We start from the raw sequence: 17,473 nt of genomic DNA, 5'->3' as shown, positions 1-17,473 counted from the left end.
ATGGCTTAACGCCTATTCTCTAAACCCTTAAATCAAAATTAGATGAAAACTCTTTGCTGTTTTGGCAGGTGCTCACCTGTGCTTATCACTCCCATACCTTCTTGATTCGGTGCTCGAAACGCCAGCCTTTGGCGGCTTTTGCGGATGCGTTTTCACGCTTGGGATTTTACACTTTTTACACGTTTACAATTACACTTTACCCCACTTTTTTTAACACACGTTTCGTATGAAAAACTCTCTATTATTTTTCCAATCCTATCTATTTATGAAGGTCTTTTACCCTACTGTTTTTCATTCCATGAGAAAATTCTTCTCATCAATCACCCTCATGAAACATTTACTCCTGATCCTAACCGTTCTGTGCGTAGGGTTCACCTCCTCGTATGGAACTACTTTCACCGTCAGCAACACCAACAATAGCGGTGCGGGCTCTCTGCGCAAAGCCATTGACGATGCCAATGCTGACAACACGGCCACTGCGGCCAATCCGCATATCATAGATGCCATTGGCGTGACGGGCACCATCTCTGTGACCATCGACCCCGCCAATAGCCTATTCTTCTTGGTGATCACCAACCACATGACCATCAAAGGCTCGGGAGCCGCAAACCTTACCATCAGTGGCAATGGTACCAACCGCATCTTCTGGGTTCAAAACGGCACCATTACCCTCCAAGACCTCACACTCGCCAACGGCTACGCCAGAGGTGGCGGTGGCGCTGGCGGTGGTATGGGCGCTGGCGGCGCCATTTTTATGCATGAAGGTAAACAAGACCCAACTACCGCTACCGGTGTGCTGAGCGGCAGTATAGACTTACGCCTGCTCAATGTGACGCTCAAAAATAATCAAGCAATTGGCGGCACCGGCGGCACCGGTGGCGTCGGCGGTGGCGGTCTCGGCGGCAATGGTGGCACCGGTGCTGGCGGCGTCTTGGGCAATGGAATCCAGGCGGGAGGAAGTGTAACAAATGCTAGTGGAAATGTTGGATTTGGTGGATATATTCCAGGGACCAACGGCGGTATTGCAATCTTCGGCCCCGGCGGCGGCCCTGGCTTCGACGGCACAAATACCATCCCCAGAACCCCTCCGGGCTTTGGCGGCGGCGGCAGCGGCGGCAGCGGCGGCATCGGTGGCTTTGGCGGCGGTGGCGGCATCGGCAGTAAAGGTGGCTTTGGCGGCGGCGGCGGCTCAAGCCCCGTTGGCAGTGGTGTGATCGGCGGTTTCGGCGGCGGCAGTGGCAGCTTCTTGGGTTCTGGCGGCTTTGGCGGCTTCGGCGGCGGTGGCGCCGAAGGTGGTGCCGGCGCTGGCTTCGGTGGTGCAATTTTCGTTGCCAGCGGCAAGCTCACTTTGCAAGGAGTGACTTTTGATGGCAACACGGCTACTGGTGGTTCAGGCATACAAGACAAAGGTAAAGGCAAGGGTTACGGCGGTGCGCTCTTCATTTTTAATAAAGCGGACGATGGCGGTACAGCCGCTCCAGGTACAACCAATGACCCGCAAGTAGTTGGCTGCAATGTGACGTTTACCAGCAACAGCGCTTCGGATGACCCGAATAGTGCGACCAACAATGACAATTTGTTTGGGACAATTGCATCTGCATCTATAACCATCAATGCCCCTACCGTCACGCAACCCACCTGTACCACCCCTACGGGAACCATCGTGGTCAACGCCAGCGTTGCGGGTGGTGGTACGTTAGAATACAGCGTCAACAATGGCAGCACTTGGCAAAGCAATGCTACGTTCAGTGGCCTTGCCGTAGGAAATTATACCATCAAAGTACGCTTGCAGGCCAGCCCCACTTGTGAGGCTACTTACGCCAGCAATCCCGTGGTGCTTGCCTCTCCTTTTACCGCCTCCACCACTACTGATACTTGGACGGGTTGCGTCTCTACAGACTGGGCTGTGGCCGGCAACTGGGCGGATGGCACCGTTCCTACCGCCGCAGACGATGTAGTGATTCCATCTGCCCCAACTAATCAACCTACCCTCAGTACCACGGCGACGGCCAAATCGGTGGAGGTACGGACAGGAGCTTCGCTCAGTATCAGCAGCGCGGGAAGTTTAACCATCAACAATTTTGCAACCCTCGGTGGCTTCAACAATGCGTTTTATAATCAGGGGACAGTCACCAACGGCGGGACGGTGATACTGGGTAACACGGCCCCGGTGGGTCAGATTGGTATTCGCAACACTGGAACATTTACGAACACCGGCACCCTCCAGATCGACCGGGTCACCAATGAGGCCCTTATCAATGGGAATGTGTTTGCCAATACTGGCACCATTGCCATCGGGTCACTGGTCAGTGGGGGATTCAACGCCCTGTGGAATCAGGCATCATTCAGCAACTCGGCGGGGGGGCGCATCACCATTGATCGGGCCAATAACTCAGCCTTGTACAATACAGGTAGCAATTTTGTCAATTCGGCCACCATCACCATTGGGGCCTCGGCCTCGGTGACGGGCAATGGGCTGACCAACGAAGCCAGTTTCACCAACACGACGGGAGGGCTGATTCAGATTGACCAAACGGGGGGCCGGGGCATTGCCAACACAGCCACGTTCATCAATGCCGCCACTATCAACGTGGGAAGCCTGAGTACCGTTACCGGCAACGGCGTCTGGGTAAGTCCGTCGGGCAGTTTCAGCAACAACGCGGGGGGGAATATCATCATCAACCGAAGTGGTCAGGGGCTGGTCAATGATGGCACCTTTGTTAACTCGGCCTCGGTCACCATTGGCAATGTGGCCTTTTCGTCACAGGATTGCATCTACAACACCGGGCCGTTTGTCAACAATGCTACCGGCGAAATCCGTCTCGACCGGGCCATTTTTAATGGAATCTGGCACTTAGGCAGCACCATTCAGAATGCGGGCAAGATCATTGTGGGGGCCATCGCTGGCCCCAGTTCGGGTATTCTGGCTTATGCTCCTTTCACCAATACGGGCGAGATTCGGGTGGACCGCTGCGTTAATGGTGTAGTCTCGACGAGCAGCTTCACCAATACAGGGCAGATCACCATCGGCGCGTCGGCTTCATTGGGTAATTCGGGAGTTGTCAGTACGGGGGCTTCGGCCACGTTCGTCAATTCGGGGGCGGGGACCATCAGCATCGACCGCACGGGCGCGGCGGGATTAGCCAATCGAACCGGCTCCACATTCACCAACTCGGCTACCATCACCATCGGTTCAACCACAAGTATAGGAGGCGAAGGAATTGATAACAGAGGTACTTTCAATAACAATACGGGGGGAGACATTAAGATTGACCGAACTGGCCGTGGTCTTTTGAACCATACGGCAACCTTCAATAACTCGGGCCTTATCACCATTGGGGCTTTGGCGAGTGTAGGACAGCGTGGCTTAAATAACTTTGGCAGCACAGCCATGTTCAATAACAACACAGGCGGAGAAATTAAAATTGACAATGCCTCCGCCATCGGTCTATACAACGAGAGTGGCACCTTTAACAATACCGCTAAAATCACTATCGGTGCGACAGTAAGCGCAGGGATGGCCTCGAATGGCCTCACAAATGATGCCACTTTCAATAATAATACTGGTGGGCAAATTACGATTGATAGAGTAACTTCTCGAGGTATTCAAAATAACAATCCCTTTTCAAATACAGGGGAAATACGAATTGGTGCAACTGCGATAACGGCTCAGGATTGCATTAGAAATACAAACTCATTTATAAATCACTCTGGTGGTAAAATTTACCTCGATCGTGCATGGGGTAACGGCATTTGGACTTCCGGAAACAGCTTTCAAAATAGTGGTGAAATCACCGTAGGATCTATTGCCAATATGGGCGTAGCGATTTTGAATACGGGGACTTTCTCCAACAATGCTTTGGGTAGCATTCAATTAGATCGGGTAACTCGGGGCATGACCAATACGAGTACGTTTAACAATGCGGGTCAAATCAAGATGGGCAACAATGTGCCGTTAAGATCGTCGCAAGGTCTTTTGAATGGTAATGGCTCAGGTATGGTGGCAGCGGTGTTTAATAATCTGGCTGGGGGCTTGCTTCAAATAGACCAAACACCAGCTAACCAAGACGGCATTATTAACGAATTGCTGACCACCTTTACCAACGCAGGCACCGTCAGTATCGGTACGTTGGGTAGCATTGGGGGCCATGGAATAAACAATGCGGGTACATTCTCCAACAATGCCTGCGCTATCTTGACGGTATTTGATAACCTCAACAACAGCAGCACTTTTACCAACGCAGGCTTTTTTACGGTCAAAACGGCGCAAGTACATACTAACTCAGCCCTCACCAACAACGGCATCATCGAATACCCACAAGGTAATCCCATCCCCAATGTCACCAATAATGATGTGATTATAGCGCCCATCAGTACCTGTGGCGTACTGACGCCTGCCCTACAAATTGGGGGTTCTAATAGCTTTACCGTGGGCGGTACGTGGTACAAAGATGCCAGTATGATGGCTACGGCAGGTACTTACAGCGGCAATACATTTACGGTCACCGACCTGACTGTGGGCGCTCATACGCTTTATTTCACCGTGACCGACCCCGCCAATGCGTGTCCGCGAACGGTAGGGATTAATGTGACGGTCAATCCCGCCAGCGTCGGCGGAACGGTGGGTGCCGCCCAAACTATTTGTGCAGGTACATCGCCCGCTGATTTGACCCTCACGGGCAATGCGGGCAACGTGGTCAAATGGCAAAAATCAACCGATTTGGCCTTCACTTCACCGACTGACATCGCGGGTACGAGCACAACCCTCACGGGTGCCACCATCGGTAACCTAACGGCCAATACGTACTTCCGCGCTGTGGTCAAAAACGGGGTGTGTGACGAAGTTAATTCCGAAGCAGTTTTGATTACGGTCAACCAGCAGGAAATCAATCTCCAAGGAGGTTCTCCCCTCACCAATATCCCCGATGGTGACAACACGCCTACGGCGGCCAAAGGGACTGATTTTGGAAGTTTTGAGGTGATTGGTAATGTAATAAAAACATTTACCGTACAAAATACAGGTAGCTCTCCCCTCAATATCAGCAGCATTGTTTCCAACAATGGGCTGTTCGTCGTGAGCGGCTTAACGCTCCCCGCAACTATAACGGCAGGCGGTTCGGCTACTTTCACGGTTACCTTTTCGCCCACCGCAACGGGCGTCCAGAATGCCACCATCACTGTCAACAACAATGATTGCGACGAAGCGGTGTATGATTTTGCCGTAACCGGCAATGCTGTTTGCCCTGCCATTGTCATCAATGCACCTAGCCTTACGCAATCCACCTGCACCACTCCTACGGGGACCATTATGGTCAACGCCACGGGTAGCGGCACGTTGGAGTACAGCATCGACAACGGCAGCAATTGGCAAAGCAGTGCCACTTTCGGCGACCTTGCCGCTGGCAATTACAACATCAAAGTACGTTCTCAGGCTTTTCCTACGTGCACAACGACATACGCCAGCAACCCCGTGGTGATTACCCTGAAGACTCCTCCTTCGGTGGATGCGGGTAGCTGCAAATTTGTGTACAATGGCTACGGCAGCAATTGTACCAATCTAACCGCCTCGGCCACGGGTGTCGCGGGTGGATTTACGTACAGTTGGTCGCCTGGAAATCTATCGGGTGCTACGGTTCAGGTATGTCCTACGGTTACAACCACTTACACCGTTACGGTGACCGATGCCAACGGCTGTACCTCCACCGACGAGGTGACGGTAGAAGTGATTGACGTACGTTGTGGCAATTCCAATGCCGTCGAAAAAGTGCTGGTTTGTTTTGGAGGCAAGTCGCTCTGCGTAGCTCCCACGGCCGTACCTGCCCTTCTGGCCAATGGAGCCACGTTGGGAGCCTGCGGTATCACGCCTTGTGGCACCCAAAGCAACGCCCGCATCGGCGTGGAGTCTGACGAAGCAACGCGCCCAACGGTCCTGATGATGCAAGTGTATCCCAATCCGACCGCAGGTTTGGTAACGGTTGATTTGCGCAATGTCAGCAAGGGATTGGCACGGATTGAAGTGGTAGATTTGATTGGTCGGCCATTGGTGCAAAAGACCGAGCAGATGAACGAAGGAGCCAACCAACTCTCCTTTGATTTCAAGCACCTGCCCGACGGGCTATACCTGATTCGTTGCCGCGACAGCCAAAACCACGAAGCAGTCGTAAAAGTCAATAAGTTGTAAAACAATTCATTGTATTCTCCGGAAGCAAAAGCGCTTTCGGAGAATACTTTAATGTTTAACCCGCTATGTATGAGTGGGTTGTTTTTTAAAAAGTTTAACAAAATGAAATATCTTCTCCAAATCGGCTGTATATTTGTTATGCTCAGCGCATGTACTGCATCGCAGGGTGAAAATACGGATGAAAACGCCCAGCCTGACTTAGCCCAAATCCGTACCGATATTGAAACCCTAGAAAACAATTGGGCTATAGCGGTTAATACCAAGAATATCCCCGAGCTCATGGCTTTCTACGCCGACGATGCCGTGTCGATGCCCGACGATTCGCCCATGCTGGTTGGGAAAGAGGCCATCCGCCAGTTTCAGGAAAAGCAAAACCTCACCCAAAAATTGACCCATTCGTTCGAAACCATCGAGGTATTTTCGGAAGGAAAGCAAGTGTTGGAAGTAGGTAAAACCACCATGAAAGACTCGACGGGGAAAGTGGTAGGCAGTGGCAAATACATGGCCCTCTTTGAAAAACGCGGCCGGGAGTACTTGTGCATCCGAGAGATGTACAACGATGATAGCAAGTAAGAAGAGCTGATGGTTGCCCTTTGCAAACTAAGAATCAGTGTGAGATAAAGTGTTGGGAATTGAACAATTAATCAAATCCATTTGATGAAAACAACCCCTAAATCCTATCCCCTGTATCCCAACCTCGGTTATTGGTTTTTGCTCATCATTCTGTTAGTTTTCGGGGGCTTTTATCACACGTATTTTTCGGTATTTTTTGAACCCAAGGCCACTATTATCCACGTTCATTTTGGACTGATGGCGGTGTGGGTCATCATGCTTATCGTTCAGCCGTTTTTGATTAAATACAAAAAAAAAGTGTTGCATCGGAGGGTGGGGAAAGCCAGTTATGTGCTGCTCCCACTTCTCTTGATTTCGGCTTTTTTGATGGCCAAACACGGCTATTTCGTGTACATGGACACGATTGCGAAAGAGGCCGTCAAGGGAATTCCGAAATACACCCAAGAAGAGTTACTGCATCTGTCGGCCAAATACCAAGCTTTGTCCATGTTTTATATGTTTTGGTTAGGCTTATTTTATACTTTGGCCATTATCAATCGCAAAAGCACGTATGTGCATGCCCGTTACATGTTAGCGGCAGCTTTGACCGTGCTTGGGCCTACGGTAGACCGGATTTGGTTTATGGTGGTAGGCATTTCCGTCTTTCCTTTGGGAATACCTGTCGAAACCTTAGCCTATGCGCTGATTATCATCATTTTAATTTATCTTCTGTGGCTCGACTACAAGGCGGGGCGCAACACCAAAACGCTTGAGATTTGCCTCGTCATTTATTTCATCAGCCAAGGGCTGTATTATATTGTACAGGACATGGTTTGGTGGGAGCAATTTATTACGTTTATTATGGGCGCAGAACCACGCTGAAAATACCTCCAAAAGGAGGTGTTTTTGTTGAAAAATGTGCAAAAAATAGGCTTTTCAGTGTATTGCAAAAGATTGATAATCAGAGATAAAAATAGATAAATTGGGGGATATTATAGGGCTTTTTTAGGTCGATGGAACAATACACTAACTTTTTGCAACAATACACTAAGTTTCTGCAACAATAGACTAAAGCCGTCAATTGTAAGCCCACTATCTTTGAGTCAGCTTTTAAGTCTATCACTTTACCCTAAATCTTCCTCTACCAATGAAAAATGTTAAACATTTTGTGCTCTTTGTTGCCGTTTTATTGAGCAACCTTTCGCTGCTGGCTCAAAATCAAGAGCCTTCCTTTTTTATTGTCGAAACAATGAAAGTCACTCCTGGTATGGATGCCCAATACCTCAAAGCCGAACGCGAGGTATGGAAACGCATTCACCAGGAGCGCATCAAACTTGGCCTGATTACTTCGTGGAGCTTGTATGCCGTCAGGATGCCAAGCGGCACCGACCGTCTTTATGATTATGTCACCGTAACGGTGGTTCAGGGATGGAAAAAGGTGGAAAACCCATACGGAAATATGCTCGCTGGAGATGTCGAGAAGTTGTTGACCAAAGAACAGCTTGCCATTGCGAACGAAACTGGAAAACTGCGTAATCTGACCCAAAGCAACGTGTTTTACGGCGTTGATTTTGTAGCCGCCGACCCTAAAGCCACTACACTCGCCAAGTATCAAATGATCAATTTCATGAAAGTAAAAGATGAAAAGGCCGAGGAGTATTACAACATGGAAACCAAATTGGTGAAACCGATGCACGTCGAAATGATGAAAACGGGTGGACGCGCGGCGTGGGGGCTTTACAGCCGCGTTTTGGGCGGAGAAGGGCAACCTTTTAACTACGTCACTTCTGATTTTTATAACAAGTGGGAAGACATGGCTGCTGCTTCCGATTTTCAAAAAATCTTAGCAAAAGTACATCCCGGTATGACCGCCAAAGCCTACGAAAAAAAGATTTTTGACGCCCGGAGTATGGTAGGGCAGGAGTTGTGGGAGTTGCTAGATTCTGCACGCTAATCGGTTGAACATCAAGTTTATTCATTGGGCATTGTTTGTCGTCAAATTTTGATGCACAAATGATGCCCAAGGTTACTCAAAATACGTAATCGGGCCAACGAAAATGCTAAAAGTCGTCGTTGGTTTCGAAGGTTTCAGTTTGAATTTCGCCCCTCGGGAGCGTACAGAATTTCATTATTCACTTATTGAAGCCCTTACAAAAATGAAAACCTCTATTCTTCAAGTTATTTGCATTGTATCGGTTTTGTTTTTTATAAGCAAACCTGTTTCTGGGCAAATGCAAATTTTAGGAAAAGTTGCCGATAAGGTAGGCAAACCGCTGTCCTTTGCCAATATTTTAGTCTTTAATGTTCAAGATTCTTCTTTTGTAAAAGGAGATATTGCCAAAGAAGACGGTTCATTCACGATTCAAAATATCAAAGAAGGTGCTTATTTCTGTGAAGTGAGCATGCTTGGTTTTTCTAAAAAAAATACAACTTTCTTTCAACTGATTCCACAGGCCCCAACGATGGATTTAGGAGTGGTTGCTTTAACAGAAAATACGGAATTAAACACCGTTGAAATCGTTGCCAAAAAGCCGCTGTTTGAGCAAAAAATTGACCGCCTTGTGATAAATGTTGAAAATTCAATCACCTCTGCAGGCAGTACTGCACTGGATGTTCTCGAACGCTCTCCGGGCGTGATGGTGAATCGTCAGGACAACACAATTTCTCTTTCTGGCAAGAGTGGCGTGGTGGTCATGATCAATGGTAAACTCAATTACATGAGCTCCGATGCTGCGGTACAAATGTTGAGCGGAATGAGTGCTGGGAGCATTGAGAAAATCGAATTATTGTCTACGCCGCCTTCCAATTTAGACGCCGAGGGCAATGCTGGGTACATCAATATCCTTCTGAAAAAAAATCAAAATGAGGGTTTTAGTGGCTCGTATGCATTTACGGCGGGTTATGGCAGGGGCACTGTCGGAAACGGTAGTTTCAACCTGAACTATAGACACAAAAAAATAACGATTTATGGCTCCTACGACTACGTGCATTTGGGTCAGGAGCAAAACAGTCGGACGTATCGGCGCATTATGTTGGGAAATAATTTACTGGAAACGGAGACTTCTGCCCTGCGGCATCCCAGCGATAATAACCATAATGTGCGGATTGGGCTTGATTATCAGCTAGATGCCAAGACAATGGTGAGCCTTGCAGTGTCGGGTTTTTCTAAAAAATACGCCATGAATAACACGCTCAACGAATCAACCCTTTCACGAAATAACGTGGTAGATACACTGATTCGTCTCAAAATCAATGAGGTTAATCTTTGGAAACACGTTGGCGCAAGTTTTGGGGTTCAGCGTATTTTACGTGAAAATGAGGCACTGTCATTTGGGGTCGATTATTTGCATTATGACAACGATCAACCCGTCAATTACAACAATACGTGGTTTGATGGTAAAAACAATTTACTATTCAATCAAACGGTGCGCAGTACCAAAATCACACCCATCAATTTTGGGATTGTGAAAATGGATTATAGCCGAGATTTTGGCAAAAAAGGGAAGTTAGAGATGGGCGTGAAGGCCGTAATGTCTCAATTTAAAAACAATGTAGGCGTTGAAACGCTCATGTTTAATGCGTGGAAAGCCGACCCTGATTTCACGGCTAAATACAGATTGAAAGAAAGTATCGGCGCCGCATATACTTCGTATGAAACGAAATGGGGCCCCAAAACCACGGTGAAGGGTGGCCTGCGTTTTGAATACACGCAATCGAATTTGGGCTCAGAAGAAGTCCCCAATATCGTTGACCGTAAATACGGACGATTATTTCCAAGCCTGTTTCTGACGCATGATTACAATAAAAATAAAACGTTGAGCTTCTCGTACAGCCGCCGCATTACGCGCCCTACGTTCAAGGATTTGGCACCGTTTACTTTTTTTATTGACCCTAATACTTTTCTGTCGGGTAATGCGGCTTTGCAACCTGCCATCTCCGACAACTTAAAAGCCGATTATCGTTTCAAAAGCACCTTGTTTAGTTTGCAATATAGCTACACTTCGAGTCCTATTGCGGGTTTTCAGGCGCGCTTAAAACCGGGCAGCAACAAACTCTATTATGTGGCTGAAAATCAAAAAAACTTGCAAACGTATTCGTTGACCATCGGGCAGCCTTACAGCCCCGTTAAATGGTGGACAACGTACACCAATCTTGCGGGAGTATTCAGCGTAGTAAATGCTTATAACAACGGATATTTGGTAACGGTCAAATTTCCGAATGTGACTTTATACAACGTACAGACGTTTAGTTTGACCAAAAAAGTCACTTTGGAAGTATCTGGTTATTACAATTCAGGTGGGTTGTGGGGCATTTCTAAAATGAAAGCATTTGGAGAATTAAATGTCGGTTTACAAAAGAGAATGGGTAAGGATGGGGGGAAACTGAGCATCGGCTACGATAACATTTTCAATTCATCAATCTATCGGATTAACTTGAATTTGCCCGAACAGCAGCAGTATTTTGAAACAAGACTGCAATTTACCCAGCCCAAATTCAAAATATCTTGGTCACAAAATTTTGGTAACCAGAAAATGAAAGCCGCCGCCAAAAGAGCAGAAGCAGAAGAGAAAGCGCGCGTGGAGTAAGTGTGTACCCATGACCTACAAACATTCTTTTACCCTAATTTTACTACCTCCTCTACCATGAAAAGAAGAACATTTTTAAAAAGTACAGCTTTATCAGCTATTGCAGTATCAGCCACTGGTTTTGTACGTCCAGAAGGCGACCGATACGTGGGCGATTGCGAAACTACCTCCGACATTTTAGGGCCTTTTTATCGGCCCGATAGCCCTGTCCGTAGCAATTTGGTCGTTAAAGGAGAAAAGGGAGAGTTGGTGGAATTGGTGGGTAAAATCAAGCACCAAGATTGCACAACTCCCTACAAAAACGCCAAAATTGAACTGTGGCATTGCGATGGAAATGGGGTTTACGACAACGCTACCTCGGAGTTCAGATACCGTGGCACAGCCTTTTCTGACGAAAACGGCAATTATTCCTTCCAAACGATTTTGCCCGTTGCGTATGATGCGGGTGGGGGCCAAATCAGACCTGCCCATTACCACATGATGATTACCGCCGAAGGTTACCAATCTTTGGTGACGCAGCTCTACTTCAATGGCGACAAGCACATCGAGAAAGACGCTTACGCCAACTCCGATTTTGCCAAAAAAAGAATCCTGAAAGTAACTGATTCGGGCAATGCAAAGAAGGTGTTTTACGATGTTTCAATGGCAAAAATCATGATGGCTGACCCAGTGTCAATTGATAGATTATTAGGTACTTATGTAAACAAAGAAGATAAAACCAAAAGCAGAGAATTTTTCAAAAAGAACAACGCGCTTTGGCTAAAAAATGAAGTGTTCGGTGAAGAATACCGCTACATTGGCAATAATACGTTCGACTACGCAGGAATGCCCAAAGGAATGTTTGAAACCTACACTTTTGAGCTATTAGGGGCGGGAGGCGTTAAATGTACATTGAATTTTATGTACGAAAACAATCAAAAAGGAACGATAGAGTATTGGAAAGGGTAGCCACCCTGCTAAGGCCATATCAACTTTAAAACGGAGCTGTCGAAATCGTATTGCCGAAGCGACCGGTCAGCACAGGCAAAAAATAAATAACTCAAAACAATGAAAAACAGTAACTTTTTCCTTTCTGCAACCGTAGCAGTTGCTATTTCTTTTTTAACAATCGGGTGTAATTCGCCCGCTACTGACACCACAACCAAATCTGTTGCGGAGACTACCGAACAAGCAGTGACCAAGCCAGACATGGCAGTCATAAAAACCGAAATACAAGCCTTAGAAACGGCTTGGGCTGCCGCCGACAATGCCCGTGATGTGCAGGCACTGCTGGCTTTTTATGCCGATGATGCCGCGAGTTTGTCCAATAATGCGCCAATGGTCGTAGGCAAAGCGGCCCTTCAAAAAGACATTGAGGCAAACTTTGCCAAAAAAGCCAAAGGTGCCACGAGTATCTATGAAGTTTTGGATGTATTCGGCAATGAAAATACTGTGACGGAGGTGGGCAAATCGACGGTCAAAGATGCCTCTGGAAAGGTGATTTCCACGGGTAAGTACATGGCAATCTGGGAAAAGCGTGACGGAAAATACCTGTGCGTACGCGATATTTACAACGATGACGTGAAAGCGAAGTAATCAGCAAAGGGTTTTACTGAGAAGGTCTTTTGCGGTCTCAGTAAAACCTATTATTCAAGCAAAACGCAATAACCGCCCACACCGCAGGAATTACTCCACCCCCTTAGCCCGGGCTATCGTTTCAGATTTTAGCAGTATTAACTCATGTTCGACAAATTATTTGGAAAATCTTTTTTCGACAACGGAATTTCTACATTGCCTACTATCACACTTTTAGAATTGAATTTCTCAACTTTGTTTTTATTGACAATAAAAGCTCGGTGGATTTGTATAAATGATAATGACGGAAGAACTTTAAGAATCTGCTCAATGGTCGAGCGACATTTATAGGTCTTTTTATCGGTGTGAAATAGCAAATAGTTACCTTCAGATGTGATATAGTTGATGTCTTCTATTGGCAATGCCACCTTGTATTCACCATCTTTTACCAAAATTGTAGGTTTGGGTTTGTCTTCTTTGGCAGATTTGATAATTGCCAATTCGACAGAGGCAACCAAGTCGCTGTTTTTGAAGGGTTTTGTTAAGTATGAATAGGGTGAAGTTGCTACGGCTTCGCTGATAACTTTTGCGTTTTCGTAGGCGGTCAGATAAATAAATGGTACTTTTTGTTTGTTTTGAATGAGCTTTCCCAAGCTGATACCGTCCATTTCGCCATCGCCAAGGTTGATGTCGAGAATGGTGAGGTCAACCAATTCTTTATTGAGAATCTTCAAGGCTTCATCGGCATTTTTTGCTTCCAAAACCTGATAACCATTTTCTTGAAGAATCTTCTTGGTGAGTCTTCTATTCAGATAATCGTCTTCTACGACTAAAATTACCTTTGGATTCATCTTTAAAAATAGATTTTCAGTTCGAAGCCTTTTTTGAGGTATGTTTCTATTTTACCATTGAGTTGGTCAATCAAACCTTTCATTATTTCTACGCCAAGCCCTTTGGTTTCTACATTTACAAAATCAAAACCTTCGCCATTGTCAATGTATTGTAGGCAATTCTTTTTTGAATGTGTGTCATACCTAATTTCGATATCGATGATGCCATTTTGCTGGTTTTTGAAGGCATGTTTCATGCTATTGCTGACCAATTCGACGATTATCAGACCTAGAGGCAAAGCCTTTGTAATAGATAAAATTTCAACTTCGCAAGTGATAAACAAATTCACATTTTTAAATTTGTTATCATACGAGTCTTTGACGAGTTCGGAGAGGTCTGTTATGTATCTTTTCAAATCAACATCATTGACACTATCGGTTAAATTTAATTTTTTATGAAGCAGAGCTATCGAATGAATCCGATTTTGGTTGCTCTTAATCAAGTCGTCAATATTGCTATAATTAACTGATTCTTTCTGGATTTCTAAGATACTGATAACGTACTGCAAGTTATTTTTTACTCGGTGTTGCAACTCAGAAAGCAGCATTTGCTTCTGCTCCATTGTTTTTTCAATTTCATCTTTTTGAAGGCTTATTTCTCTGTTTTTATCCTTCAAAATAGCCACACCTTTTTGTTTTTGACGGTTGTTTCGTATCAAAATCAATGTCAGCAAGCCTAAAGAAATGAGAAATCCGATGAGTGCATTCTGCCTTATTGAGTTATCGTAATCTTTTTTTGCTTCTTTTAAATCTCGCTCACGTTGTTGTATAGTGTTTACAATATTTTGTGTCTGAATAATTCTTGTAGCCGTATAAAGGCTATCATTAGTAGCATTCAAAATTTTTAAATAACTGATGGCCTTTGATGGATTTTTATGTTCATATATCTCAGCTAAAAGTTTTGCGGCACTTGCCGTCAGTACTAAATTTTTAAATTTTTTACCCCCATTTAAGGCTTTTTCGGCATAAAAAATAGCTGAGTCTGGTTGATTGATTTCATGAAAAACGCCTGCTAAATCAACCGATTGTTCTGATTCTAAAAAAGGATTCCCAAATTTGTTCGAAAAACTCATTGCGATTTTTAAGTATTGCAATGCTTCTGCATAGTTTTTTCGTTTTTTTTCTACTCTGCCCATTATTGCATTTGCATACGATACCTCTATGGGGATATTCAGTTTTCGGCAATTAATATCTATTATTTTCGAATATTTCATTGCAGAATCGTATTCATTTAGGTTTTCGTAAACCTCACCAATATTATGGTAAATCAGCCATTTTCCGTTATTGGGCAAAGAATCAATTTCGGGGTGATTATAGGCTTTCAATAGCCATTCCAGCCGCTGTTTACTATCTTGTTGTTTTTCATAAACGAGTGCTATCAAATTATAAAATACGACTTCTAATTTGGGGTATTTGGTTTGACTTATTTTCAAACCTTCGTAAGCAGCCTGCATACCATTTTGCCAGTCGCCTGTAATGGTTGATACAAAGCTTAACGCCTGCATAGAGACCAATTCGCCGTAGGTGTATTTGAGTTTTCGGGCGAGCGTAATTGCCTCAGTTGCATACAACACCGCCTGACGAGGCTCTGTCATGGTATGATACCTTGCCAAACACCATAAGCTAATGACTCTATTGGTGTCTTCTTTAAAAACCGTCAGATTTTGTTTCAATCTATCGACCTCTTTCGTGGGCAGACTAAGCGGCTGTGCAAATACTGACGTAGCATAAGTCGTGATGAATAAAATTGATATTTTAAGAAGGCTGTTGAGCATGATTGCTTGGATAACAGGAAAACATAAATTCACCTTTACCATCAAAATGATTGAAAATAAAGGTGAATTTATGCGTTTTTTAATAAATCTTCCTGCTTTGTTGCAGGATTCTATTTATTAATCTTTCAGACCATAAAACTCCTTCACCGCATTGTAATCGGAGAAATCTACAGCCGCCTGACGGGCATTGCGGAGGGAGTTAGCTTGGATGATAACGATTCGCATTCTAGCTGAAAGCGCTGCTGAAGCAGCTACCTTTCTTAGAACAGAGACTCTTGCGCCGGTTCCACCACTGCTAGTACCATAATTCATGTAGAATTCATGCTCAACTCCTCCGGCTACAATAACACCAGGTACAGAAAACCAATTTAAGGGGGCTGTACTGTTGGGTATAGCTTCGGCCAGATAGACTAATACAGCGCTACTAGTTAGTATTGCAGGCGTGATATCAGATGGTAAGTTAAAGTTATAACCTGCACCTTTTCCTAATGGAAAATTGTTCGCCCCATATGTGAACTGTATCACATTGGCATTGCCAGTCGGTCCTGCTGGTCCTGCCGGTCCATCTGGCCCTACAGGCCCTACTTGGCCTACCGCTCCTGTCGGGCCTGCGGGTCCTGCTGGACCGACTGCCCCTGCTGGGCCTTCACAACTGGTAAACAATAAACTACTGAACACAACAAGTACTGATAAAACGACTGAAATAATGGATGATTTGTTCATAATAAAATGTGTGGATTTGCTGGAAATTTGATTGGTTGATAAAAGGTTAAAATTTTCAATTTAATAATAGCCTATATGCAGTTTTTAGATAATAGTATTGAGACATAAATAACTGATCATTTTATACTACTTTACGTTCAGAATATCATGTCTCAATACTATAATTATGGTTTTATTGTACGGGCACAAGTCTCCACATTTGGCCCGAAACATTTTGAGTTTTATCCATAAACGCATTGCCAGAATATACAGACTTATTTTCAGGCTTATTTCCTTCCAAAGAAAAGTTGTTGCCATGTAGCATTGTACGTAATCTATAGAGGTGGTCGCCGTTGTTGGCACTCACTAAATCTAATCGCCATAGTTGACCTGTTACATCTTGGCAATTATCCATAAAAGACCTGCCATCTTTCTCTCCCCCGGCAGTATTAGCCTCCAAGCATCTGCCATCGCCCTGGTCACTCGATTTTAAGCGATACCAACCTTTATTTTTAGTATCGGGCACCAATTTCCACATTGTTCCAGTTGCACCTTTTTGAGAAGACATAAACGATGCCCCACTCATAACATTACTTGCTGAACCATTGCTTTCAAGAGATAGTGCATCGCCCGTGAATGCGGTCCGTAAATAATAATAGCCTTGATAATTAGGGCTAAAAGAACGCCCCCGCTCTTGAGCATAGGATGTTAGTGTAAGGCCAATGACCAGAATCATTACAAGGGTTTTAAAAGTTTTCATTTGGGTAAAGATTTAGTGATATTAACTATTTGTTGCCTACTCTAAATAGCATTTTCGGCTTCCTACTTTTGATTATGCACCAAAGCTAAATTGGCATGCAAAAGCCTCAAAATTTTAGGGATAAAACGCCGATTTTAGGGATAGAATTAAGATTTGATTTATTCATCATAACCACCGCTAGGGGCGTGTTAAGTAGTAGAGTAAAAGTTTTGGTGTTTTTTAAAAAAATGAGAAAATGCGGGTGCGCTCGGTGTCTTATTGATGCTATGCAACAATACACTTAGTTTTTCTGGTTTTGGAACAATAAACTAAGTTTTTGGAACAATACGAGCAGTCTTTCAGAAACCTGATTTTTATCTTTGCTGTGTTTGGTAACCCGTAAAGTAGCCCTCTAAACAGATCCTAAAAGAAGCTGTATCAGGGTTGGGTTATCGTAATCTCGCGTATTTGCCCTGATTGCATTACCCTACTTA

Annotated in this window: 11 protein-coding genes; 7 read left to right on the top strand and 4 right to left on the bottom strand. The window is 45.1% G+C overall.

Annotated elements, in window-relative coordinates:
- Positions 1–328: 328 nt before the first annotated feature.
- The 7 genes from DR864_RS12095 to DR864_RS12065 all read left to right on the top strand — a co-directional run bounded on the left by DR864_RS12095 (position 329) and on the right by DR864_RS12065 (position 12,894).
- A complete protein-coding gene (locus DR864_RS12095; protein ID WP_114067223.1) occupies positions 329–6,181 on the top strand; it encodes a DUF8696 domain-containing protein in 5,853 nt (1,950 codons plus the stop codon).
- Between the two features lie 102 nt (positions 6,182–6,283).
- Positions 6,284–6,754 (top strand): YybH family protein, encoded by a 471-nt coding sequence (locus DR864_RS12090; protein WP_162793759.1) that lies wholly within the window; start codon positions 6,284–6,286, stop codon positions 6,752–6,754.
- An 84-nt stretch (positions 6,755–6,838) separates the two neighbouring features.
- Positions 6,839–7,615 carry a hypothetical protein gene (locus tag DR864_RS12085; RefSeq protein ID WP_114067221.1) on the top strand — a complete coding sequence of 259 codons (777 nt, stop codon included), beginning with the start codon at positions 6,839–6,841 and terminating at the stop codon, positions 7,613–7,615.
- A gap of 265 nt (positions 7,616–7,880) precedes the next feature.
- Positions 7,881–8,687, top strand: coding sequence for a hypothetical protein (locus tag DR864_RS12080; RefSeq protein ID WP_114067220.1), 807 nt, complete (start codon positions 7,881–7,883; stop codon positions 8,685–8,687).
- 202 nt (positions 8,688–8,889) lie between these two features.
- A complete protein-coding gene (locus DR864_RS12075) occupies positions 8,890–11,319 on the top strand; it encodes an outer membrane beta-barrel protein (protein WP_162793757.1) in 2,430 nt (809 codons plus the stop codon).
- Between the two features lie 57 nt (positions 11,320–11,376).
- Entirely contained in the window at positions 11,377–12,267 is an 891-nt protein-coding gene (locus DR864_RS12070) for a dioxygenase family protein (RefSeq protein WP_114067218.1), read from the top strand.
- 99 nt (positions 12,268–12,366) lie between these two features.
- Positions 12,367–12,894 (top strand): YybH family protein, encoded by a 528-nt coding sequence (locus tag DR864_RS12065; RefSeq protein WP_114067217.1) that lies wholly within the window; start codon positions 12,367–12,369, stop codon positions 12,892–12,894.
- Between the two features lie 137 nt (positions 12,895–13,031).
- Here the strand turns inward: DR864_RS12065 and DR864_RS12060 are convergent, their stop codons facing one another.
- The 4 genes from DR864_RS12060 to DR864_RS12040 all read right to left on the bottom strand — a co-directional run bounded on the left by DR864_RS12060 (position 13,032) and on the right by DR864_RS12040 (position 17,000).
- A complete protein-coding gene (locus DR864_RS12060) occupies positions 13,032–13,724 on the bottom strand; it encodes a LytR/AlgR family response regulator transcription factor (protein WP_114067216.1) in 693 nt (230 codons plus the stop codon).
- Positions 13,725–13,726: 2 nt separating this feature from the next.
- Positions 13,727–15,538 (bottom strand): tetratricopeptide repeat-containing sensor histidine kinase, encoded by a 1,812-nt coding sequence (locus DR864_RS12055; protein ID WP_162793755.1) that lies wholly within the window; start codon positions 15,536–15,538, stop codon positions 13,727–13,729.
- A gap of 117 nt (positions 15,539–15,655) precedes the next feature.
- A complete protein-coding gene (locus tag DR864_RS30365) occupies positions 15,656–16,261 on the bottom strand; it encodes a collagen-like protein (RefSeq protein ID WP_162793753.1) in 606 nt (201 codons plus the stop codon).
- A 172-nt stretch (positions 16,262–16,433) separates the two neighbouring features.
- Complete coding sequence (locus DR864_RS12040; RefSeq protein ID WP_114067212.1) at positions 16,434–17,000, bottom strand: RICIN domain-containing protein; 567 nt, start codon at positions 16,998–17,000, stop codon at positions 16,434–16,436.
- Positions 17,001–17,473: the final 473 nt, after the last annotated feature.

This window comes from Runella rosea, from assembly GCF_003325355.1.
Lineage (GTDB): Bacteria > Bacteroidota > Bacteroidia > Cytophagales > Spirosomataceae > Runella > Runella rosea.
This window is presented reverse-complemented; position numbering and strand designations above follow the sequence as displayed.

Coding starts and splice junctions, on each gene's coding strand:
- DR864_RS12095 (WP_114067223.1), top strand. CDS start 329: ATGAAACATTTACTCCTGATCCTAACCGTTCTGTGCGTAGGGTTCACC.
- DR864_RS12090 (WP_162793759.1), top strand. CDS start 6,284: ATGAAATATCTTCTCCAAATCGGCTGTATATTTGTTATGCTCAGCGCA.
- DR864_RS12085 (WP_114067221.1), top strand. CDS start 6,839: ATGAAAACAACCCCTAAATCCTATCCCCTGTATCCCAACCTCGGTTAT.
- DR864_RS12080 (WP_114067220.1), top strand. CDS start 7,881: ATGAAAAATGTTAAACATTTTGTGCTCTTTGTTGCCGTTTTATTGAGC.
- DR864_RS12075 (WP_162793757.1), top strand. CDS start 8,890: ATGAAAACCTCTATTCTTCAAGTTATTTGCATTGTATCGGTTTTGTTT.
- DR864_RS12070 (WP_114067218.1), top strand. CDS start 11,377: ATGAAAAGAAGAACATTTTTAAAAAGTACAGCTTTATCAGCTATTGCA.
- DR864_RS12065 (WP_114067217.1), top strand. CDS start 12,367: ATGAAAAACAGTAACTTTTTCCTTTCTGCAACCGTAGCAGTTGCTATT.
- DR864_RS12060 (WP_114067216.1), bottom strand. CDS start 13,724: ATGAATCCAAAGGTAATTTTAGTCGTAGAAGACGATTATCTGAATAGA.
- DR864_RS12055 (WP_162793755.1), bottom strand. CDS start 15,538: ATGCTCAACAGCCTTCTTAAAATATCAATTTTATTCATCACGACTTAT.
- DR864_RS30365 (WP_162793753.1), bottom strand. CDS start 16,261: ATGAACAAATCATCCATTATTTCAGTCGTTTTATCAGTACTTGTTGTG.
- DR864_RS12040 (WP_114067212.1), bottom strand. CDS start 17,000: ATGAAAACTTTTAAAACCCTTGTAATGATTCTGGTCATTGGCCTTACA.